This is a genomic window from Flagellimonas olearia (assembly GCF_009184425.1).
GTDB classification, from domain to species: domain Bacteria; phylum Bacteroidota; class Bacteroidia; order Flavobacteriales; family Flavobacteriaceae; genus Flagellimonas; species Flagellimonas olearia.
Genome location: NZ_WELG01000001.1, coordinates 285,382 through 307,380, shown reverse-complemented (window position 1 = coordinate 307,380; position 21,999 = coordinate 285,382). Strand labels below are relative to the sequence as shown.

The 21,999-nt window shown below is 43.8% G+C and carries 16 protein-coding genes; 6 read left to right on the top strand and 10 right to left on the bottom strand.

Annotated elements, in window-relative coordinates:
- Positions 1-2 precede the first annotated feature (2 nt).
- Positions 3-968 (bottom strand): DUF4961 domain-containing protein, encoded by a 966-nt coding sequence (locus F8C76_RS01245; protein WP_152130110.1) that lies wholly within the window; start codon positions 966-968, stop codon positions 3-5.
- A 22-nt stretch (positions 969-990) separates the two neighbouring features.
- Positions 991-1,425, bottom strand: coding sequence for a DUF5004 domain-containing protein (locus tag F8C76_RS01240; protein WP_152130109.1), 435 nt, complete (start codon positions 1,423-1,425; stop codon positions 991-993).
- A gap of 471 nt (positions 1,426-1,896) precedes the next feature.
- On the opposite strand from F8C76_RS01240, the gene F8C76_RS01235 reads away from it, so the two are divergent.
- Entirely contained in the window at positions 1,897-2,901 is a 1,005-nt protein-coding gene (locus tag F8C76_RS01235; protein WP_152130108.1) for a sterol desaturase family protein, read from the top strand.
- A gap of 25 nt (positions 2,902-2,926) precedes the next feature.
- On the opposite strand, the gene F8C76_RS01230 is transcribed toward F8C76_RS01235, so the two are convergent.
- Positions 2,927-5,125, bottom strand: a complete 2,199-nt coding sequence (locus F8C76_RS01230) for an outer membrane protein assembly factor BamB family protein (protein ID WP_211372094.1) — start codon at positions 5,123-5,125, stop codon at positions 2,927-2,929.
- A gap of 265 nt (positions 5,126-5,390) precedes the next feature.
- Here F8C76_RS01230 and F8C76_RS01225 point away from each other — a divergent pair, with 265 nt between their 5' ends.
- Together F8C76_RS01225 and F8C76_RS01220 are read left to right on the top strand one after the other, a co-directional pair.
- The gene (locus F8C76_RS01225; RefSeq protein WP_152130106.1) at positions 5,391-6,659 is read left to right on the top strand and encodes an amidohydrolase/deacetylase family metallohydrolase; all 1,269 of its coding nucleotides are present in this window, start codon (positions 5,391-5,393) and stop codon (positions 6,657-6,659) included.
- A gap of 1 nt (position 6,660) precedes the next feature.
- On the top strand, positions 6,661-7,893 hold the full coding sequence (locus F8C76_RS01220) for an amidohydrolase/deacetylase family metallohydrolase (RefSeq protein ID WP_152130105.1): 1,233 nt from the start codon (positions 6,661-6,663) through the stop codon (positions 7,891-7,893).
- Positions 7,894-7,944: 51 nt separating this feature from the next.
- Here F8C76_RS01220 and F8C76_RS01215 read toward each other — a convergent pair whose 3' ends face one another.
- The 7 genes from F8C76_RS01215 to F8C76_RS01185 all read right to left on the bottom strand — a co-directional run bounded on the left by F8C76_RS01215 (position 7,945) and on the right by F8C76_RS01185 (position 17,430).
- Positions 7,945-9,732, bottom strand: a complete 1,788-nt coding sequence (locus tag F8C76_RS01215) for an alkaline phosphatase (RefSeq protein WP_152130104.1) — start codon at positions 9,730-9,732, stop codon at positions 7,945-7,947.
- Between the two features lie 84 nt (positions 9,733-9,816).
- Positions 9,817-10,656, bottom strand: a complete 840-nt coding sequence (locus tag F8C76_RS01210) for an endonuclease/exonuclease/phosphatase family protein (protein WP_152130103.1) — start codon at positions 10,654-10,656, stop codon at positions 9,817-9,819.
- Between the two features lie 106 nt (positions 10,657-10,762).
- Positions 10,763-12,226, bottom strand: a complete 1,464-nt coding sequence (locus F8C76_RS01205) for a potassium/proton antiporter (protein WP_152130102.1) — start codon at positions 12,224-12,226, stop codon at positions 10,763-10,765.
- Positions 12,227-12,329: 103 nt separating this feature from the next.
- Positions 12,330-13,742 (bottom strand): TolC family protein, encoded by a 1,413-nt coding sequence (locus tag F8C76_RS01200; protein ID WP_152130101.1) that lies wholly within the window; start codon positions 13,740-13,742, stop codon positions 12,330-12,332.
- Positions 13,726-15,078, bottom strand: coding sequence for an HlyD family secretion protein (locus F8C76_RS01195; protein WP_152130100.1), 1,353 nt, complete (start codon positions 15,076-15,078; stop codon positions 13,726-13,728). The genes F8C76_RS01200 and F8C76_RS01195 overlap by 17 nt, the downstream gene beginning before the upstream one ends.
- A 5-nt stretch (positions 15,079-15,083) precedes the next feature.
- Positions 15,084-16,751: a peptidase domain-containing ABC transporter gene (locus F8C76_RS01190; protein WP_152130099.1), complete on the bottom strand. Its 1,668-nt coding sequence runs from the start codon at positions 16,749-16,751 to the stop codon at positions 15,084-15,086.
- Positions 16,744-17,430, bottom strand: a complete 687-nt coding sequence (locus F8C76_RS01185; RefSeq protein ID WP_152130098.1) for a TetR/AcrR family transcriptional regulator — start codon at positions 17,428-17,430, stop codon at positions 16,744-16,746. The genes F8C76_RS01190 and F8C76_RS01185 overlap by 8 nt, the downstream gene beginning before the upstream one ends.
- Before the next feature lie 535 nt (positions 17,431-17,965).
- Here F8C76_RS01185 and F8C76_RS01180 point away from each other — a divergent pair.
- The 3 genes from F8C76_RS01180 (at position 17,966) to F8C76_RS01170 (ending at position 21,992) form a co-directional block, all read left to right on the top strand.
- Entirely contained in the window at positions 17,966-19,240 is a 1,275-nt protein-coding gene (locus tag F8C76_RS01180; protein WP_152130097.1) for a ribonucleotide-diphosphate reductase subunit beta, read from the top strand.
- A gap of 3 nt (positions 19,241-19,243) precedes the next feature.
- A complete protein-coding gene (locus tag F8C76_RS01175) occupies positions 19,244-21,037 on the top strand; it encodes a ribonucleoside-diphosphate reductase subunit alpha (protein WP_129655834.1) in 1,794 nt (597 codons plus the stop codon).
- Positions 21,038-21,194: 157 nt separating this feature from the next.
- Entirely contained in the window at positions 21,195-21,992 is a 798-nt protein-coding gene (locus tag F8C76_RS01170; protein WP_152130096.1) for a ThuA domain-containing protein, read from the top strand.
- Positions 21,993-21,999 lie beyond the last annotated feature (7 nt).

Sequence of the window (21,999 nt, the reverse complement as noted above, 5' to 3'; positions counted from 1 at the left end):
TTTTAATTTGTACAGTTGGCTATTAGTTGAAAGTCTTCCCCGGTATCAGGATTCTTGACCTCTACATCTCCACTTTGGTTGATGAAACTGAAGGTGATATCCGTAATTTCCTGACTTGGCAAAGCATTGAAAAGCTGTCTGGGCCAAATGGATATTTGCCATTGGTCATTGCCTGTACTGTGCATTTTGGTAATATCGCTATTATCGCAGACCTCAACAGGCTGACCATCTATAACAGCTTTGGCGCATAGATATACATCAGTAGCACCCGAAAGCGCTGTTGGCGACCCTTCGGGTCCTTTTGTGGCATCAAACCCAATATGGATAATGTCATCATAGGTATATTCCGCAGGTTGAAAGGTCACGGGAAAAGGAAGAGGACCACATAAATCTATCAACGGATTGGACCCTCCGGTCACTTCCATGCAAGAAGTGAACCTTATATCGGTCTCTCCCGCAGTGATGCCATATCCCGAAGTTCCCACAATATATCCCAGTTGAGTTTTAAGGTTATCCGTCCCGACATCCATGGAAAGTTGGATCTGTCCGGAAAAGTTTACGCCATTGGCACCGGATACCGTTTCATCGGAGATGAACACCACCCACTCTACCAGACCATAATTTTCACCGATTCCGGCAAGGTCCATAATGGGAGTGGCGTAATCTGGGTCGGCACCATTGGCCAATCGCATGGTCCCATCCCCATTATCAGAGGTGTAGGAAACCGTGGCATTGGACGCTATGTCCCAGGCCTCTGGAGCCAAAACGCCAAATATAATGTTGTGGGCCGCATCTTCGGCTGGGGCCACATCAACATCGATGGTGATGTCCATTCTTTCCCCTACACCCATGGAAGAGGGTTGATTTACATTGGTAATGGTAATGCACATACTCAACAACAAAAACAACAGAAACAGTGCTTTTGGCTGAAACAGGATGCGCTTTAGTTTGTATAGTTTGTTTTTCATTTCAGTGCATGTTAGTTTCTGGTTATTTGCTCAATCGATACGTATAGGTATTAGAGGTACAGCCCATAGGAACGGTCACTGTAAGCTCATCCCCACCGGAAAGCACCGCACCCTGAATATCCAGGCTTGTACCGTCCGAAAAATTGATCTTGGTAGGATATACAGGGTCATCAAATGACCAGTTCCCACTTGCCTGCCCCAAAGCAAAAGGTGTTGTTAGATTGGAAAGGGTATACGACGATGGCATCCCATTTTCGTACGATAATTGCAAGGAAAAAGATTGAAAATCGATAAAATTGGTGATATCGTTTCCATTCTGGAGCACTTGGTCAATCTTCCAATCACCATCAATATTGGTGACGAACTCGGTAAACCCTTCGGGGTTTTGTTCTGGGTCGTCATCACAACTTAAAATAGCCATGACCGACAGCAATAAAATCAATCGCAAACATTTCATAAATACATAGTTTGAAGGATAGTTTAGTTAACGGTACACTTTGTTGAACAAGTCATCAAATGAAAATGGGAAGACCGAAAGCATTGAATCGACACTTCCTTCTTCCCATCATCCATTTTTAGAACTAAACCCAACAACTCAAATAATTCTATTAAATATCATCTCTTTTACACAACCCAATCCATCTTTGGTCAACCAAGAATCAGGTACATTATGTTCATATGTTCATACATATGTTCAAATATAGATATTTATTGCATGTTGCCAAAAAAAATGTTTCTTTTTTGCCAATTCATTACTAGACGAAGTCTTGAATTATTGATAGCACAAAGTTATTGCTTATAACCAACTCTCGCCATGCTGCCCCAATAGAACCATTAAAACGTTTTCGTAAACCGTTTATCTATAAACATGTTCATATGTTCATACATAAAAAATTATATATTTGAACGGATGGAAATACAACCGCTTATGGATTTTTTAAATGCAATTTTTGAGGAAACAATGAATTTTCTAGGCTTCACCGGCATACTGGAAGCCCTAAAAACAGAAAACTACGCCTTTTTCAAAAGCTTTGATGGTATCATATCCTGTGTTTTCCTAGCATTGCCCATTTTACTTTTTGTAGAGTTCTTCATTGTCTTTTTCAGGGAAAGGGAACAATTAAGAACGTACAAAGTAAATTTCTTCATTATTGTCTTCAATAGGATTATTGGCCGTATTCTTTCCTTGGGAACCATGGTATGGTGTATTGGTTTCTTTCAAGAGTATGCGCCTTTTCAGACCACATACACTTGGTATTGGTTTATCTACGGTTATGTGGTCTGGGAATTGGGCAGCTTTATTTATCATTATTTTGGTCACAAGATACGTTTGCTGTGGTGCCTACACTCCCCTCACCATGCGGCGGAGACCATGAACTTATCCGTAAACCATGCGCATTTTTTTCTCGAATTCCCATATGCTGATTTTGTCCGAACCGCAACATGCATGCTCTTAGGAGTTGACCCAAAACTGTTTTTTTCCATTCTTCTGCTGGATATTACCTATGCCACCTTCATCCATGTTGGCGAGCATGTGCTGCAAAAGGGACGTTTAGGTTTCCTTGGAAAACTTATTTTAACCCCCTCGCACCATCGTGTACACCACGGTAGAAACCCCCTGTATATGGACACCAACTTCTGTAATCTCTTGAACATTTGGGATAGGATTTTTGGAACCTATCAAGATGAGAAAGACCACCTTCCCATTCAATATGGCATAACCCGTGAGATGGATTCGGGAAGTTTTTTGGATGTGTATTTTGGCGAATTCAGGGCTCTTTATAAAGATGTGATCAATGCTCCAGGCCTAAAAAACAAAATATTGTATGTATTCATGCCTCCGGGGTGGAGTCATACAGGAGACCATCAAACCGCTAAACTGGTACGTAAAAAATATTTAGACCTTCAAAAAGAAACCGTTAATATATCTTAAGCCATGCCATATCCTGAATGGAGGTTCAATTCCCCACACCTTCACCTTCTGGTAGTGCAAAAGCCATGATATAGCCTCCTGGTTCATCCTCATTTCCTGCCAAGGAAATGGCCAAATACTGCTTTCCATCCATCATGTAGGTACTGGGAGTGGCCGTTCCCGATGCCGGAAGCAAGGCTTCCCAAAGCAGTTCTCCGCTATCTTTATCAAAGGCAAATAGTTTTTGATCATGGGTTCCTGTCAAAAACACAATTCCACCAGCCGTCACAATGGGTCCGGCCGAACCTCCCGTTCCCGTTATGGGTGCTCCTTCCTCTTGCAGGTCAGGATAGTTTCCCACCGGAATTTTCCACATGTATTCCCCGGTATCCAGGTTGATGGCATTCAAGGTACCCCATGGCGGCTTAATTCCGGGTCTGCCTTCGCTGTCCCTAAAATACCCATAGGCCCTAATATTCAAATACCTTGGCAGGGTGTCTGACTGCACCTCTGCATTGGCATTGGCATTTTCATTGGCCTGCACTTCCTTAAGCCAACGATCCTCTCGTCTGGACCTTGCGTCTTTTTGCTCGAACAGATACGCCAAAATAGCTTCTTCCTCTCCGGGAAGCACACTGGAAAACGAAGGCATTTTCCCGGCACCCTCCTCTATTTTTTTCAAGACTTCTTCGCTATCCATCTTCATTCCCAAGCCCAATAGTGATGGATAGTCGGGCTCCTGTCCATTTTTATCGGCCCCATGGCAACTCAAACAAAAATTACTGTAAAACTGTTCCCCTCTTTCATACAGTGAGGCGTTTCCATCCTGACTTTTTGTTTTTTCCACTCTTTTCAACATACTGATTTCAGGGGAATCATTGGATTTCACATACAGTACACCCGTATTTGGGTCGTAAGCTCCGCCGCCCCAGCTTGAGCCTCCCCTACTGCCCGGAAACATAAAGGTTCCTATGGTATCGGGTGGCGTAAACAAGCCTTCGTAACGATACGACTTGAATTCTTTCAACAAAGAATCGTGGGATGCTTCGGAGTAAAAGCTTAAATCATCCACGCTAATGGATTGTCGCGCATAAGGTGCGGGTTTAAGCGGAAAGGGCTGGGTAGGCCAAGCGTATTCCCCCGGTATATTGGAGGCCGGTACCTCCCTTTCTTCCACAGGGAACAAAGGCTCTCCTGTTTCCCTATCCAACACATACAAAAATCCCACCTTGGAGGTTTGTGCGACCGCATCCACTCTTTGTCCGTCCCGCTCCAAGGTTACCAAATTTGGAGGTGCCGCCAAATCGTAATCCCATAGATCATGATGAATGGTCTGAAAGTGCCATATATATTCCCCGGTTCCGGCATCAAGGGCAACCACACAATTGCCAAAGAGGTTCATGCCCACCCGGTCGGCACCATAATAATCATAGGTGGGAGATCCCAGAGAAACGAAGACCATGCCCCTCTTTTCATCCACACTCATGCCGCCCCAATTGTTGGCACCGCCTGCATATTTATAGGCATCTTTGGGCCACGTATCATAACCGACTTCCCCAGGTTTGGGAATGGTATGGAATTTCCATTGCAAAGCGCCTGTCCTGATATCATATGCCCTGATATATCCAGGTTCCGCGCCATATAGTTCAGAGACTTCGGTCCCCATGATCAATAGGTCACCATAAACAATCCCGGGCGATGTTGGGATAACCGAAATGGCATCTGGGTCTCCCCTAAGTCCAACATTCATACTGGCTTTTCCCTGTTCACCAAAAGATGTCACAAGCTTTCCAGTTTTCGCATCTACCGCATAAAGCTGGTCGCTCGCGGTAAACAGTATTCTTTTGTCGTCACCATCTTCCCAATAGGTCACCCCCCTACTCACTCCCCCACCAGTTCCTCCATCAAAGGGGTCAAAAGACCAAATCAATTTTCCCGTATCAGCAGCAAGCGCATACAAACGATGTCTGGCCGAAGTGGTATACATGACCCCATCCACAACTATAGGATTGGATTCATTCCTTGAAAATCTGGTACCTTCCACGGCATCCATGGGTCTAAATGTCCATGCCGGGTTCAACTTTGAAACATTTTCCTTATGTATCTGTTTCAATGGAGAATAACTGGTACTGGCGTTATCCGCCTTGTACATACTCCATGTCCTTTCCGTTTTGGTATTCTCCCCGCATCCCACACCCAATAACTGCAAGAAAAGGGTAAATCCAATGATTTTCTTAGTTCTCAATTTTGCTCTTTTTAAAAATGGTCGCTTAAATATATAGCTCATATTTTGAACATTAATTTAAATTTTGTGCGCTGATATCACAAATTGGATTTTCAAATACCCATCTTGTTTCCAACGATATAGCGAAACCAGAGTATAGGGTAACCCCCTTTTCAAGTGTACTATAATATAAGCTGGAAAAGCAAAAGAACCTTTTTTGCCCCTCAAACACTTTTCCAGTCTCAAAAGCCATATATTAACAGATTCACTAAACCAACTAAACCACATGGATTTCCACACCAACCTCAACCGACTGCGTTTCTTACTTCCAATTTTCTTATTTACCCTTGGCTTGGGGGGGGTGCACGCCCAGGAATATGATCTTCTCCTAAAAGGAGGTCACCTTATTGATACGAAAAATAACATCAATACCCCTATGGATATCGGCATCCAAGATGGAAAGATAAAAAGCGTATCCAAGAGCATTTCAGAGAAAAAAGCTGAAAAAACCATTGATATTTCGGGGTATTTTGTGACACCTGGCCTTATAGACATGCATGTCCATGTATTTATGGGCAACGAGTTGGATGACTATATTGCCAATGCCCAGACCAGTGTAATGCCCGATGGGTTTACCTTCAGGTCCGGAGTAACCACGGTTGTGGATGCGGGTTCATCAGGTTGGCGAAATTTCCCTTTGTTCAAAGAACAGACCATAGACAAGGCCAAGACGAGGGTGTTAGCTCTGCTCAATATTGTGGGTCATGGCATGAAAAGTAGGTTTGATGAACAAAATTTAAGCGACATGAATCCTGAGATGACGGCTTATTCCATTACAAAACTCTATCCTGAAATTTTGGTTGGCATAAAAGCAGCCCATTATTGGGGCGGTTTTGACCAAGTGGACTTGGCCGTTGAAGCCGGTAAAAGGGCCAACGTCCCCGTAATGGTCGACTTTGGAGAGCATGACCCACCCAACTCCATAGAATCACTTTTTATGGAGCACCTTCGCCCTGGGGATATCTTTACCCATACCTACTCTTACGGACCAACACAACGTGAAACCATAGTGGATGAAAACGACAAGGTGAAACCTTTTGTCTTCAAGGCACAGGAGAGAGGTATTGTTTTTGATGTGGGCCATGGAGGTGGGGCATTTTCTTGGCGTCAGGCCGTGCCTGCTTCCCAACAAGGATTTAAGGCCAATGTAATCAGCACCGACCTACATACCCAGAGTATGAATGCCGGGATGAAGGACCTCAGCAATGTTCTTTCCAAATTTATGGCTATGGGATTCTCTTTGGAAGATGTTATTGACCGAGCAACTTGGGCACCTGCCCAGGTCATCGGAAGGACGGACTTGGGACATTTGGACGTAGGGGCCGAAGCGGACATTGCCGTATTTAGCTTACGGGAGGGAGATTTTGGGTTTTTGGATGTGCGTAGAAACACCCTTAAAGGAAAAAAGAAGCTGGAGACCCAACTTACCCTAAGAGCCGGTAAAGTTGTTTGGGACCTGAACGGAATGGCTGGAACAGATTTCAGTAAGAAGTAGTATGTGCAAAGGCTATTTCAAGATAATATTCGGGCTTATTACAGCTTTGCTGACCTCAAACCTTTATGCCCAAAAGGCTGACTTACTCCTTAAGAATGGCCATGTTTTTGATCCAGCGAACCAAGTAGACACTATTGCCGATGTCTCTATTATTGATGGAAAAATAGCCGAAGTTTCCCAAAATATTTCCAGCGAGACGGCCAAAGTGGTGGTAGATGCAACGGGGCTTTTTGTAGTACCCGGTTTGATTGATACGCACACCCACGTTTTTGTTGGCCCCGAGGCGAAAAAATTTACCAATGGGATAAACAGTTTGTCCCCTGATGATTTCAGTTTTAAGGCAGGAGTCACCACGGTAGTGGATGCCGGAACCTCCGGTTGGCGGAATTTTCCCCAATTCAAGGAACAGGTCATTGACCAGTCAAAAACGCGTATACTGGCCTTTCTCAATATTGCAGGTCATGGTATGACCGGCGATGAACTTGAAAGCGACATCGGCGAAATGAATGTGGCCAAGACCGTGGAAATCATTAACCAATATCCCAACACCATCGTTGGCATCAAGATTGGGCATTACAATGGTAAGGATTGGACCCCCTTTGAACGTACTATTGAGGCTGGGGAAAAAACCAATCGGCCCATTTTTGTGGAGTGCCATCTCCCCGAATATACCTTGGAAGATCAGTTGGCCCATATGCGGCCCGGGGATATCATCACCCATACTTTTGAGAACATTTCGGAACGTAAGCCCGTTGTAAATCAAGATGGTACCATTTTGCCCGTGGTAATGGAAGCCAAGGAACGCGGTATTCTCTTTGATGTGGGACACGGGGGTGCCGGGTTTTGGTTTGACCAGGGTATTCCGGCCATTGAGCAAGGCTTTTGGCCCAACTCCTTTGGTACGGACCTACACAGATTTAGTATGAATGCAGGGATGAAAGATTTCCTCAACGTCATGTCTAAATTCCTGAATATGGGGATTCCCTTAAAAGAAGTATTCAAACGTGGTTCCTGGTATCCTGCCAAAGCCATTGGCCGCAACGATTTGGGCCATTTGGGAGTGGGCGCCGTGGCCGATATAGCCGTACTCCGACTTAGAGAGGGAACGTTTGGCTATATTGATGCCAGAAACAATTTGCTCAAAGGCGACAAAAAACTGGAAGCGGAACTCACCATAAAAGATGGCAAAATTGTATGGGACTTAAATGGACTGTCCGCAAAACCTATCGATTAGGTTGTTGAAACCGTATACCATTCCATCATTTTAAAGCTACTTTTTGCGGCTTTATTTTCCATTTTCAGCAGCAATGCCCAAAGCCCCCAAAATTTTATGATGGATGTCCGTATTCTCATAGACCCCCCGAAAATTCTGGGATTGGGGACCATACGAAAATAGGGGTACCATGATTCCTGTATGGTCAACAGTCAAGAAATCCCCTTGGACCCTTCCTTCTTTCATATTTCCCCCTACAATTCCAAAACCGGAGGTTTCATGATCCGCAGTGATGACCACCAAGGTGTTCCCATGGGTATCTGCAAACTCCAATGCTTCTGCAATGGCCCTATCAAAATCCAACAGTTCCTCCACAATATCCCCAACACTGTTGGAATGACCTCCATTATCAATTTGGGCTCCCTCCACCATTAGGAAAAAAGGTTGTTCCTTAGCCCTTAATGCCTCAAGTGACTTTTTAACTGCTTCAGGAAAAATGCTTCCTCTGTCCGAGCTAATGGAAGGCACCTTATGGTTTCCCAAATAGATGGCCGTTGGCCCCTGCAAGGTTTCAAAACTTTCCAGGGATTGGGTCTTGAACTTATTTTGGATGGAATCTTCTTGATTTTGTCCTCCAGAAATAAAAAGATCAAGTCCACTGCTGTTTAAATCAGCTACCAAACCTTCGGTATCATCGCGCTCGACGCTGTGGGCAAAAAAGGAAGAAGGGGTTGCCCCATAAATGGCATCTGTGGTTACAATGGCAGTATTGAACCCCTTAGCACTCACCGCATCCACAAGATTGGCAAGGCCGTTTCCATCCGCATCTACTCCAATAGCCCTATTGTTTGTCTTAACCCCAGTGGCCATGGCTGTTGCCCCTGCCGCAGAATCGGTGATCAAATCGTCATGGGAAGCGGTCTTGACCAAGCCAATATCCTTGATTTCCGTTAGCGTTAAGCTTCCTTGGTTCGCCACCATGGCGGCTGTTATTTGAGCCAATCCGTTGCCATCGCCAATCATCAAGATTACATTGGTGGGTTTTGCCTCCATTGCGTACCCATACTTGGGTTGATAAACCGGAATGGGCGTTTCCCGTGTATAGGTGTTGGCTTCCAAACTCGTCAAATATTGTTGGGCCAAAGCAGGTTGGTCGGTGTTGATGTAATCCACCCCTAGCCTAGCCAATCGAGCCCAAGCCGTCTTAGTATCGGGTGAAGCCCAAAAACGGAACGGTTTGCCCACACTTTTGGCTTTATTGATAGCCGCTTCCACTGTTTTTAAGTCGGGCGCTGTCATTCTTCCATATCCATTCCAAACCGAATAGTTCTTAAAGCTCGTACTGACCAAAGCCACTTTATTTAATTCAATGCGGTCCAATTCATCCAGATTCTGATGATCGAACCAAATGAAATTGGGATACTTCCCGTAATCTGCAGGTTTGGGCCTATTTCCCGAAATCACAAAACGAACCTTGTCCGCTTTTAGGAGTTGCGGATAATCTTCCAAGACCTCCACTAGCCTTTCCAAGGTGGCATAGGCCTCGGATTTAAAATCGATAAGTACTTGAACGTCCTTCAAATTACCTGATTCCTGCAATTTTTGAAGCCTGTCCAAGTAAAGTGTCTGAAAGGTTCTTCCTTCCACAATTTCAGCTTCGGTATGGGTCACATAAAGGGTATTGTCCTTTAAAAACACATCGGCCTCAATGGATGCCGCGCCGTTGGCATAGGCGAACCAGAAGGGTAGCTCCTGTGCATAATCGTTATGCGAATGCACCTTATAGCTTGTTTGGGCTGCTAGATTGGAGCCCAGAAATAGGATAAGGACAACAAGTATTGACTGTAATTCCTTTTTCATTTGTTATTGATTTTTGCCATGGAAATGACACACCTCTGTAAGCTATTTATACTACAGAGATCTATTCCAAAGAGATTTACCAAACTATTTAGAAGTGAAATCCAATCGGGCAAATACCGGTAAGTGATCGGATGGATACCTAAGGTCTTTTGAGTCGCTTAAAATGGCACTTTTGACCACCTTGATTCCCTCGGAAACAAAAATGTAATCGATTCTTTTATCCACAGGTTTGGTAAAGTCAAACCCGTTGAAGGTACCCTTGGGACCAAAGGCATTGGTACCAGCCTCAATATGAGTGTCCTTCATCTCTTGAACAATCAATTGGATGCCTTCACTGTTGCTTTCCAAGTTAAAATCACCCATCAGGACTGTTGGGTGATTCTCTGGATTCAACTCTTTTATCTTTTTCAGTATGAGTTGAGCACTTTCTTCGCGTGCCTGTACGCCCACGTGATCAAAATGGGTATTGAACACAAAAAACTTCGCTCCACTCTCTTTATCCTTAAAAAAGCCGTAAGTACAGATTCTGGGCAATGCTGCATCCCAATCCTTGGAGGGGACTTCCGGTGTTGTAGACAACCAAAATGTGCCTTCTTTAAGGAGTTCAATATTTTTCTGATTGTAAAAAATAGCGGTAAACTCTCCCCTTTCGTCACCATGGTCACGCCCTATGCCAAAATAGGTGTAATCCTTCAGGCCACTGTCCATATCCTTTAGTTGGTTGATAAGCCCCTCCTGCACCCCAAAAACATCCGGGGCATAGAAATTCAATTGGGAAATAAGGAAATCCTTTCGGTTCTCCCAATGGTTGGGGTTATCATTGGGGTTATCATATCTGATGTTATAGGAAATGACATCTATGGTCTGACCATAGCCTATGGCAATAGTGATAAACAAGAATAAAAAGAGTATACGTTTTTTCATTGGATGGTGTTCAGTGAGTTTCGGTCTAAAAATTATTGGACTGCAAGCTACCCATTTTTTCAGTGTATGCATTATATCCAATGTTGCTAAAAAGCTAAGGATAGCCTCACAATCCCTTCAGGGTCTTATCTACTTCCTCAAAGATTTCGGGTCGGTCGGCAAGGACCACCAATTTATCCCAAGGTTCAATTATTGTGGAGCCATTGGGAGTTACATAGCTATCATCGCGTTTGATCATGGCAATGATGGCATTTCTTGGAAAGCCCAGTTCCACAATCTTCTTATCCGTGGCAAAACAGTCGGGAGTCACCAAAATCTCTTTCATTTCTGCTTTTGGATTTTCTGATAGCAGTAAATCGGTAGCGCTTGCTTTTTTTACTTTTTCAGGTAACGCCACATGCAACCATTTCGCCACAATGGACAGTGTGGTTCCTTGGATAAGTATGGAGGTCACCGATATAAAGAAAACAATGTTGAAAATCATATTGGCCTTATCAATTCCTGCCAAGAGAGGATACGTTGCGAACACAATAGGCACTGCTCCCCTTAAGCCAACCCAAGAAATATAGAACCGTCTTCTGAGCTTCATTTTATACGGTAAAAGGCTCAAGAAAACCCCTACCGGACGGGCCACCAAGATTAAGAAAAGTGAAATCAGCAGGCCTATGCCCATAAAAGGAACGACTTGCTTTGGAAAAACAAGCAGTCCCAAGGTCAAGAAAAGTACAATCTCCATTAGCCACGCCAAACCATCGTACATTTTCAAGATGGTCTTTTTGTGGATCAAATCCTGGTTTCCCAAATACACAGCACAGATATAAATGGCCAAAAATCCGTTGCCGCCTACAAAATCCGTTGCAGAAAACGTAGTGAACATCAAAGCGATGACCAGCACGGGGTACAAACCTTCAAAGTCCAGCTTGATTTTATTGATGATGAACTTACTGAGCTTTCCAAAGGCAAAACCACCCAACCCACCCAAAACCATTTGTAGCAGGAACATGGGAACAACAGACATAAAGCTTTGGTCTTGGTTGACCACTAGGGTCAAAAAAGCGATGGTAAGCACATAGGCCATGGGATCGTTACTTCCACTTTCCAACTCCAATGTGGGCCGTAAGTTCGCCTTTAATGCCAAGCTTTTGGATCTTAAGATAGAGAATACGGCAGCCGCATCGGTGGAGGACACAATGGAACCCAACAACATACTTTCATAAAACGTAAAATCCGTAATATACCATACAAACATTCCCAAGGTCAGCGCGGTCAATAAAACTCCCAAGGTAGATAAGGTCACTCCTTCCTTGAGTATGGGTTTTACGGCTTTCCAATTGGTATCCAGTCCCCCGGAGAACAGAATGAAGTTAAGGGACACGATACCGATGAACTGGGCTATCTTGGGATCATCAAATTGAATTCCCCCTATCCCATCCGACCCGGCCAACATCCCTACGGCCAAAAACAGCAACAGGGTGGGGACACCAAATTTATAGGAGGTTTTTCCGGCAAATATGCTCAAGAGGAGCAATAGGGAGCCTACCAATAAAATATTCTCAATGGTCAAGTTCATTTGTGGTCATTCAAAAAAGCGTGCCTAACAAAGGTATTGCTTCATCCCCTGAAAACAGCTAGTTCAAATTATATTTTTTGGATAAAGGGGGTTTTTGAACAGCCTACAATATTTTAGGGTTAATGGCCAGGTTCTTGAACAATTTTGCCTTGGTATGGAAGAATTTGTTCTCCATTTCATTGCGTTTTAAATAGGTGTCGATGAGTTTACTCTCCCTTGAATTGATCAAGAAGAGGGAACTCTCACCAAAGCTGAACTTACGCTCTTCAGCCTTCAACAATGTAGTATAGTCCGTTACAATATTGGCAATCAATTGGTTTTGGACTTCGTAGGATTCCAATTCCCCATAAATGGCGATGACCTTGTTTTGAAGTGCCACCTGTGCATTGTCCCGTTCAAACTCGGCATCCATAAGTTTGAATTTGGCCAATTTTAAATCGCCCCTTTCCTTTCGTAGAAACAATGGGAACTGAAATGTAACACCTCCTTTAAAATTATCCACGATTAGGGAGTTTATCTGATCGGGGGTTTCGGTGATAAAATTATACTCCACATCCAGTTTAGGAAGCAGTTTGTTGGCTTTAAGCCTTTTATCCACCAAAAGCTGTTCTATTTTATAGTTCAAGGAGCGTAGCTTGGGGTGTTTCTCCAAACTAAAACTATCCAAAGGCTTACCCAAAATCTCCAGCGTACCATCTATCCGACCTGCAGTATCCAAATCTGGTGTTACGCCGGGCTGCAACTCCACGGGTACATCATCTATCCATAAAAAGTTGGATAGTTCAAGGGATTTCTTCAATACATCCACCTTACTCTGCTCGTACCCCAGCGCACGGTTTCTTACCGCTATTTTGGCTTCCACGGTATCGATCATGGCCACATCCCCGGCCAAAGCACTCTGCCTTACCCCTTCAAACCGGGTTTGGGCATTGCCTAAAAAATCTTTGAACACCAGTGCATCGCGATACGCTTTCAACCAATCAAAATACGCCATGGACGCGCGATACAGCACCTCATTGACCATTAGATCTTGGTCTGCCTTGGTCTGTTCCCTATACAGTTTGGCCTTTCGCAAGGTGGCCATACGCTCATTGATCCAAAATCCTTTTCCCAAGGACATGGATATGCCCGCACTGTACAAGCCATCTTCGGGAAGGTATTCATCGGTGTTTAGGTAGGTTCCTTCCCGTTGGTCAAAACTCCCTTTTAATTCAATACCAAACCACGTAGGTATCTTGAAGGTTGTATTGAGGCGATCCCAATATTCGGTCCCTTTGAACTCCTTTCGATCATAATCCACTTCGACCTTTGGATCAAAGCCTCCCCTGGCCTTCATTAAATTAGCCTGACCGACATTCAAGGTCAATTGGGCCTGTTTCGCAATAGGGTGGTATTTTTTCACATACCCTAAATATTCTTTAAACCCCAACACCAAGCTATCCTGTTGTGCAAAGGTTCCCCAAACCGCGAAGAGGAAAATACCTATGGAAAACCGTATTTTACTTCTTTGCACCATCTGCGTTTGCGTTTTGGGGTTGATAGTAATTGGGTGGGAAGCCATTGAGCTGCCTCCATAGTTCAAACCAAATGGGGACGTCTTCCAAGAGTGCCATGGTCATGGCACCTGACCCTACCCTGATATCCTTGGGCCATGGAACATCTTCCTCATCCGGGGCCAATAACACACGATACTTCCCATTGGTACTTATAAAAGTCTCTATGGCCACAATTTCTCCTCCGAAGGTACCATAGGAAACATTGGGCCATCCACTGAAAACCAAGGCGGGCCAACCATCAAACTGAATACGGACCTTTTCTCCCAAGTTGATCAAGGGCAAATCTATGGGGTTCACATAGGTTTCAACGGCCAAATCGTATTCCGAAGGCATGATTCCCACCAAATGATCCCCTTCCTTGAAAGTTTCGCCAATCCCGGACTGAATGGCTTTATTGATATACCCGTTTTGTGGTGCCCGTATATACAAAAGACTGTTTCGCATCTCATAATTGGTGTACGCATTCTCCAATTTGGTCACTTGGGCCTCAGAGTCGAACTGATTGGACTGGGCCGTGAATAGATCACTTTGGGCCTTGGAAATCTTATCGGTGTACTCTGCCTGCACCCTATTAATTTCAACTTTGGCATTGATGACCTCATTCTTGCTGGCCAACCATTTATTTTCCTGCGAAACCAATTTTGCTTGGGTTTCTTGTAGCTTCAATCGCTTTTCCTCCAAGTCGGTCACTGCCTTTAACCCTTCATTTTCTAATTGTACCACCCGATCATATTGCCTTTGTGCAATGGCGATATTGGTTTTGGCCGCCTCAAGGTCAATGCTGTCGCTTTTTACCTTCAGTTTGGATTGCTCCCATTTGTTCTTGGCCTGTTCCAATTTCAGCCCTCGTTCCTGGGTCAGGGCCCTGATCTGTGTTTCCAAAGCCTTTACCTTTTCTTGGTAGGAGGTCACGGCCATGGATTTCGCCTGGATCTGTTTTCCGGTGCGCTCTACCAAACTCGGATCAAAATATTCACTCTTCACTTCGGAAATGTAGAGAATCGTGTCTCCCTTTTCCACATAATCCCCTTCCCGAACATACCATTTTTCAATACGTCCCGGAATTGGGGATTGTATGGTCTGCGGACGTTGATCCGGGGTCAATGTGGTTAAATACCCCCTACCCGATATATTCTGGGTCCATGGCAGAAACAAAATCACCAAAAGAATTACGGAAAATGCGGCCAAAAACCGATTGAACTGTTTGTAATGGCGTTTTTGAAAAACCTTGGCTCCTGCCTTGTATAGGGAAAGATCTACTTTCTTGTTCAACTTGTTATGTGAAATGTTCAGCATGGTCCTTAACTTGGGTTAATCAATTTTCCATTTTCAATGGTCAGTATCCTATTGCAGCGAGCCTCCCATTTTTGGTTCTCGCTAACGACCACCAGAGCCCATCCATTGGACGAATCAGATAGGAAATCCATCACTTTTTCCGCTTCTTTCTCCTCAAATTGATCCAATGGGTCTTTGAGTATCAAAAGTTTTGGGCGATGTACGACACTTCGGGCCAAAACAATTTTCTTGGATATGGTATAGGGAATCTTTTTCCCTTCAGGGTAAAGCATGGTCTGCAGTCCATTGGGTTGCTCCTTTACAAACTGCGTAAGCCCCGTTTTCTCCAAGGCCCAGTATACGTCTTCCATGGGAATGTCCTTGTCCCCAAAAGTCACATTCTCCAATATGGTGCCTTCAAATGGATATTCTTCCGTCAACGATTGCCCCAGAAGTGCACGGTATTCATTAAGGTAAATGCCTTGGAGGGCCACATTGTTCACATAGATTTTTCCTTCACTGGGTTCATGGATACCGGCAATTAAACGGAGCAATGTGGACCGTCCCGAACCGCTTGTACCCTTCAATAAAATAGAGCATTGTGGAGTAATCGTAAATGTGATGTTCTCCAAAATCTTCTTGCCTCTCCCAGGTACCACATATGCCACATCCTGAAGCTCTACAGTAAGCCCTTTGGTTCCTTCAAAAGGGGTCTCCCCTTGTTGTGGTTCCATTTCCTTGTCCACCACCTGTCCCATTTTTTCCAAGGAGGTCAAGAGGTCGTAAAAGGTTTCCAGTCCCAAAATGAGTTTCTCCACGGAACCGATTACCAAAAGAATAATGATTTCCGCAGCAACAAACTGGCCTATGTTCATTTGTTGGTCCAATACCAAAAGTCCACCAATCAACAGCAAACCTGCCGTGACCAATACTTTAAAACCAATCATCTGGATAAACTGTATCACCAATACCCTAAAGTGTCCTTCCCTTGCATCCAAATAATGGGCCACGAGGTAATCATTCCTATCCATGGCATGCGAAGTCTTGCCGGAAAGTTTAAAGCTGATGATAGATCTGGAGATTTCCTGTATCCAATGGGCCACTTTATACTTGTTTTTGGATTCCTCCAAACTGGTCTCCAACCCCTTTTGGGCCGTAAACTTGAGCACCACATAGATCAGTAGCACCAACAGCAATCCATAAAGGATAAAAAATGGGTGATAAAAGGACAACAACAAAAGTCCAAACACAATTTGCAACAAGGCTGCTGGAAAATCAATCAGTATTTTGGAAAGCGCCTTTTGAATTGTGAGCGTGTCAAAAAAGCGGTTGGCCAATTCTGGCGGATAGTGATTGCTAAACTGACTCATTTTGATCTTTGGAAATCGATAGGCAAATTCAAACGAAGATCTTGTGAAGATTTTTTGCTGGACGTTTTCTATAATCCTGATCTGCATCAGCTGCAGCGCTCCGGCAAAGGCCACCCCCACGGTCACCATGACCACAAGTACCACCCATGAGGCACTTATCTGCGCACCTTGAATAAGATTGATGATCGCTTGGATACCCAAAGGAAGGGAAAGATTCACCAATCCCGCAAAAATTGCATAGTAAAACACCTGAAAGATATCCTTCTTATCCAAGGTAAGCATACCAATCAATCGCTGCCATGCCGTTAAAATGTTCTTAGCCATTGGGCTTTGTTTTTAAGGTTCGGAAAATTAAGTCCACAAAGTATTCGGCGGGAGTCACCTTATCATTGCAACTGGTAAGGGCCGGGAAGTGTTCTTGTAAGAAAAATTGGTGCAGGGTCCCTTCCATGACCATACTGGACAGGCTAAGTGGATATGGATATTCTGGATCCACGGCCGCAATCATCTCACTAAGTCTATCCACCAACCTTTTGTAAATGGTGAAATACCCCTCTTTATTTTCATTGTCCACTTCTTTGGTCAGGTATGATTTGGAATACTCACTGATTACAATCTTGTTCAATACCACTTCATTGACATGGGTAAAGGATTTATCCTCCTCAACGGTCTGGGCCAGTATTTCCAACGCTTTCTTCAGCTTTTCATTACGATCTGAAATACTATGGGTGGCAAACACCAACTTGTATTCCGTCCAACCCCAATACCAAGAAGCCAAATACAGCAAGAACTTGTGCTTATTCTCAAAATAGCGATAGATGGAACTCTCATTGGAGCCAATCCTTGCCCCCAACTTTTTAAAGGTGAAACATTCAAAACCTATCTCGTATATCAAGAGAATGCCTTGCTCAACAATTTTTTTTCCCAATGTGGATGATTCGGGATCCTTCACATAGAGTTTTTCATTGATGTCCATCTTGATGGACTGCATCAACCTATCCATGATTGAAATACTTTGAAATTAGAAACGGCAAAACTAATAGTATTACTATCATATTATAATAGTTTAACTTTCAATTAACGGAAATGAGTTTGAAGAGTGAACAAAATCTTAAAGCATCAGTCTCTTCAAAAAAGACCTTCAGGAAGAACTTTCACCACCCCATGAATGCCTTAAAAGTAATTTTGAACCCGAAAACTGACCACTTTCTTCTCAATCAACAAGACAAAAACCCTAGAAATCTTTAAGTGCCATGGAGGCCTGTTAGTAGAAATATTCATCCTCCGAAAATGGATGACAGTTCCTTGTATCAACACCTTATGGAACAGTAATTCCGGGACCGTTCGATAATACTTCCTTACACCCCATTGATTGGACCAATTTTAATTTACAACTTCTTAAATATTGATTATCAAATAATTAAATGCATTGTTGATAAAAGTGTTGAGAACCTAAATGTGTTAACATAAAATCAAACTAAAGAAAATATGAATTTTACATAGTAGTTCAGTTAGAACAAATCCAAACACTTTCTTTCATGCATATTTCTCACATTACTAAAAGGGATTTTAGTACACAGCCCTTCGATTTGCACAAAATAACCAACGCAATCTTAAAGGCCATGACCGCAGTGGACCATGGTCAGATAAATGATGCGCAGAGCATAGCCAATAGCGTTCATGAAACCCTATTGGAACGGATGCAAAAGGATGAACATTATGTGCCAACCGTTGAGGAGGTCCAGGATGTTGTGGAAAATGTATTGATGGACAGTGAGTTCCATGATGTGGCCAAGGCCTACATCATTTACAGGAACAAAAGGGCCCAAATGCGCGAGACGGACATTTTTGAAAAGCGTATTAACCTAAAGCCCTACGAGTACCCACAATTGTATGAATATGTGCCAGCCATACGTCATTCCTATTGGATCCATACGGAGTTCAACTTTACCAGTGACATCCAGGATTTTAAATCGGGATTGAGCGATGTGGAGCGCAGTGCCATCAAAAATACCATGTTGGCCATTTCGCAGATTGAAGTGGCGGTAAAAACGTTTTGGGGAGACATCTATCACCGTATGCCCAAACCGGAAATAGGCTCCGTGGGTGCCACTTTTGCCGAAAGTGAGGTAAGGCACCACGATGCTTATTCACACCTATTGGAAATTTTAGGCCTCAACCAGGAGTTTGAGAATCTGAAGAAAAAACCGGTGATCATGAAACGGGTGCAGTACTTGGAAACGGCCCTGAAAAATGCCAAGAGTGAGAACAATAAGGAGTACGCAGAGTCCATTCTGCTATTTTCCTTGTTTATTGAACATGTTTCACTTTTCTCCCAGTTTTTGATCATCATGGCCTTTAACAAGCATAAAAATGTGCTCAAGGGAATTTCCAATGTGGTGGAGGCCACTTCCAAGGAAGAGCAAATCCACGGCGATTTTGGAATTGACGTCATCAATATCATCAAAAAAGAACATCCCGAGTGGTTTGACGATGCGTACAAGAGCATGATCCAGGAAATCTGTGAAAAAGCCTTTGAAGCCGAGAGCAAAATTGTGGATTGGATCTTTGAGGAGGGGGAACTGGATTTCCTTCCCAAGGCGGTGGTAAACGAATTCATCAAAAACCGATTCAACAATTCCTTGGAAAGCATTGGCATTGCCAAAATCTTCGATGTGGACCAAAAACTATTGGAGCAGACCGAATGGTTCGATGATGAGATCATTGGAACCAAACATGGTGACTTTTTTGTAAAACGATCCATCAACTATAGCAAAAGAACACAAAGTATAACCAGCGACGACCTTTTTTAAATTATGGAGAACAAAGCCCAAGCCCCCCACATTGTTGAACAAAGTCAAGACAACAGTACCCAAGAACTTTTAAATGCCAGAAAAAGCACCCTAACCAAGCTCAAGACCCAGGAAGAACCACAAGGGTTTGAATGGTTGAACGAATACAGTCGCCAATTTTTGGCGTCGGGGTATCTCACGGAGGGCGTTACCCCAGAGGGCCGTATTCGGGAAATTGCCGAAAGGGCCGAGGATATCTTGGGGATTCCGGGCTATGCAGACAAGTTCTACAATTATATGTCCGAAGGTTTCTTTTCTTTGGCATCACCTGTGTGGTCAAACTTCGGTAAAAGAAGAGGGCTTCCGATCAGTTGTTTCGGCTCCCACATTGATGATGATATGGGCAATATCCTGTATACCCAGTCCGAAGTGGGCATGATGTCCAAATTGGGTGGTGGTACTTCGGGTTATTTCGGGAAGATCAGACACAGGGGCGCCCCAGTAAAGAACAATGGGCAGGCTTCGGGTGCCGTACATATTATGCAATTGTTTGAATCCATGGTAGATGTGGTAAGCCAAGGTTCGGTTCGTCGCGGTCGTTTTTCACCGTATCTACCTATAGATCATAACGATATCATGGAGTTTTTGGAAATCGGTACCGAAGGGAACCCCATCCAACAGCTTACCCACGGGGTTACCGTTACCAACCAATGGATGCAGGAAATGATTGATGGCGATGTGGACAAAAGAACGGTTTGGGCCAAAGTGTTGCAACGAAGGGGCGAAATGGGCTATCCGTATGTGTTCTTCTCCGACAATGCCAACAATGGTGCCGCCGATGTTTACAAGGACAAAGAGCACCGTATCCATGCCAGTAACCTTTGTACCGAAATCATGTTGCCTTCCAACGATGATTGGTCCTTTGTCTGTGTATTGTCCAGCATCAACGTATTGCATTACGATAAGTGGAAGGACACCGATGCCGTGGAAACCATGGTTCACTTCTTGGACGCTGTAATCACAGAGTTTGTTGAAAAGTTGGAAGCCTATCGGGATTCATCCGATCGTGATGACCGTCAAACCTTCCTTTTTATGGAGCGAGCCTATAACTTTGCCAAGGAAAATAGGGCTTTGGGCTTGGGTGTATTGGGATGGCATTCCCTATTGCAATCCAAAAGATTGGCCTTTGACAGTCAAGAAGCCTATAACCTGAACAGTGAAATTTTCAAAACCATCAAAGAGCGTTCCTACAGCGCTTCCGAGGCATTGGCCGAACGTTTTGGTGAGCCCGAGGTGCTGAAAGGCTACGGAAGGCGAAACGCCACATTGAATGCCATAGCGCCCACCACTTCCTCTGCGTTTATCTTGGGCCAGGTTTCCCAGGGAATTGAACCCATCTGGTCCAATTGCTACGTGAAAGATATCGCCAAGATCAAGGTGACCATCAAAAATCCATATCTCATGGAACTTTTGGAGGAAAAAGGGCAAAACAACACCGAGGTTTGGAAAAGTATCCGGGACATGGATGGATCTGTACAGCATTTGGATTTCTTGTCCGAAGAAGAAAAGGCCATATTCAAAACCTATTCAGAGTTGGACCAATTGGATATAATTTATCAAGCGGCCAATAGACAGAACCATATAGATCAAGGACAGTCCGTGAACATCATTGTGCACCCGGACATGCCCACAAAGGACATCAACAAAATCCATGTAACCGCCTGGAAATTGGGGCTAAAATCCCTGTATTACCAACATAGCATGAATGCTGCACAAAAATTCAAGCAGAAAAAAGAATGTGCCAGTTGTGAGGCGTAGTGGATACCTCTATATAACATAAACTTGTATGAAATCCCATTTGGATTTTCCTTACAGTATTAAAAAAGCATTGTTTTAACAATGCTTTTTTTTATACGGAAACATTCCTATTATTGTATTTGTGTATTTTTAACACAAAACAACCAAATAACACCATATGCACTCCAAAAGCTTACTCAACAAAATAGTTTCAGGCAATTCCAGACGCTCCTTTCCTAAGGCAAAAAGAATAGGATTACTGCTCTGCATGCTATGCTTTGTGCCTCTTTTGGTTTGGTGCCAAGATGCCCCTTCCAAAAAGTTACTGGTTTTCTCAAAGACCAAAGGTTTTCGGCATGAGTCCATTGAAGTAGGCATTGAGGCCCTAAAAAAACTAGGCGCTGAGAACGGAATCAAGGTTGATGCCACGGAAAAATCCAGCTGGTTCAACACCAAAAAACTTAAGGAGTATGATGCTGTCCTCTTCCTAAGTACCAGCGGAAATGTATTCAACCGAAAGCAAGAGGCCGCTTTCAAGAATTTCATACAATCCGGGGGAGGTTTTATGGGAATCCATGGGGCATCCACAACCGAATATGAATGGGACTGGTATGGCAAAATGATCGGTGGTTATTTTGATGGACATCCAGAACCACAAGAAGCTACCCTCATTGTTCACGATAACACGCACTTGTCCACCCAGTATTTATCCCAAATCTGGAAACGCTTTGACGAGTGGTACAATTTTCGTTGGATGGATGACAATTTCAATCTTCTCATTTCTGTGGATGAGTCCACTTACAAAGGAGGAAAGCATAAGAACGGACATCCCATTTCGTGGTACAAACCTTTTGAAGGCGGGCGAATGTTCTATACCGCTTTGGGCCACACCAAGGAATCGTATTCAGATGAACGTTTTTTGAACCATGTTTTAGGAGGGATACTTTACGTTTTGGACAGATCCGAAAGTGAATAACCTAACG

What these genes read in the sequence shown, in the direction of transcription:
- F8C76_RS01245 (WP_152130110.1), bottom strand. Translation starts at nt 968, where the DNA reads ATGAAAAACAAACTATACAAACTAAAGCGCATCCTGTTTCAGCCAAAA.
- F8C76_RS01240 (WP_152130109.1), bottom strand. Translation starts at nt 1,425, where the DNA reads ATGAAATGTTTGCGATTGATTTTATTGCTGTCGGTCATGGCTATTTTA.
- F8C76_RS01235 (WP_152130108.1), top strand. Translation starts at nt 1,897, where the DNA reads ATGGATTTTTTAAATGCAATTTTTGAGGAAACAATGAATTTTCTAGGC.
- F8C76_RS01225 (WP_152130106.1), top strand. Translation starts at nt 5,391, where the DNA reads ATGGATTTCCACACCAACCTCAACCGACTGCGTTTCTTACTTCCAATT.
- F8C76_RS01220 (WP_152130105.1), top strand. Translation starts at nt 6,661, where the DNA reads ATGTGCAAAGGCTATTTCAAGATAATATTCGGGCTTATTACAGCTTTG.
- F8C76_RS01215 (WP_152130104.1), bottom strand. Translation starts at nt 9,732, where the DNA reads ATGAAAAAGGAATTACAGTCAATACTTGTTGTCCTTATCCTATTTCTG.
- F8C76_RS01210 (WP_152130103.1), bottom strand. Translation starts at nt 10,656, where the DNA reads ATGAAAAAACGTATACTCTTTTTATTCTTGTTTATCACTATTGCCATA.
- F8C76_RS01205 (WP_152130102.1), bottom strand. Translation starts at nt 12,226, where the DNA reads ATGAACTTGACCATTGAGAATATTTTATTGGTAGGCTCCCTATTGCTC.
- F8C76_RS01200 (WP_152130101.1), bottom strand. Translation starts at nt 13,742, where the DNA reads ATGGTGCAAAGAAGTAAAATACGGTTTTCCATAGGTATTTTCCTCTTC.
- F8C76_RS01195 (WP_152130100.1), bottom strand. Translation starts at nt 15,078, where the DNA reads ATGCTGAACATTTCACATAACAAGTTGAACAAGAAAGTAGATCTTTCC.
- F8C76_RS01190 (WP_152130099.1), bottom strand. Translation starts at nt 16,751, where the DNA reads ATGGCTAAGAACATTTTAACGGCATGGCAGCGATTGATTGGTATGCTT.
- F8C76_RS01185 (WP_152130098.1), bottom strand. Translation starts at nt 17,430, where the DNA reads ATGGATAGGTTGATGCAGTCCATCAAGATGGACATCAATGAAAAACTC.
- F8C76_RS01180 (WP_152130097.1), top strand. Translation starts at nt 17,966, where the DNA reads ATGCATATTTCTCACATTACTAAAAGGGATTTTAGTACACAGCCCTTC.
- F8C76_RS01175 (WP_129655834.1), top strand. Translation starts at nt 19,244, where the DNA reads ATGGAGAACAAAGCCCAAGCCCCCCACATTGTTGAACAAAGTCAAGAC.
- F8C76_RS01170 (WP_152130096.1), top strand. Translation starts at nt 21,195, where the DNA reads ATGCACTCCAAAAGCTTACTCAACAAAATAGTTTCAGGCAATTCCAGA.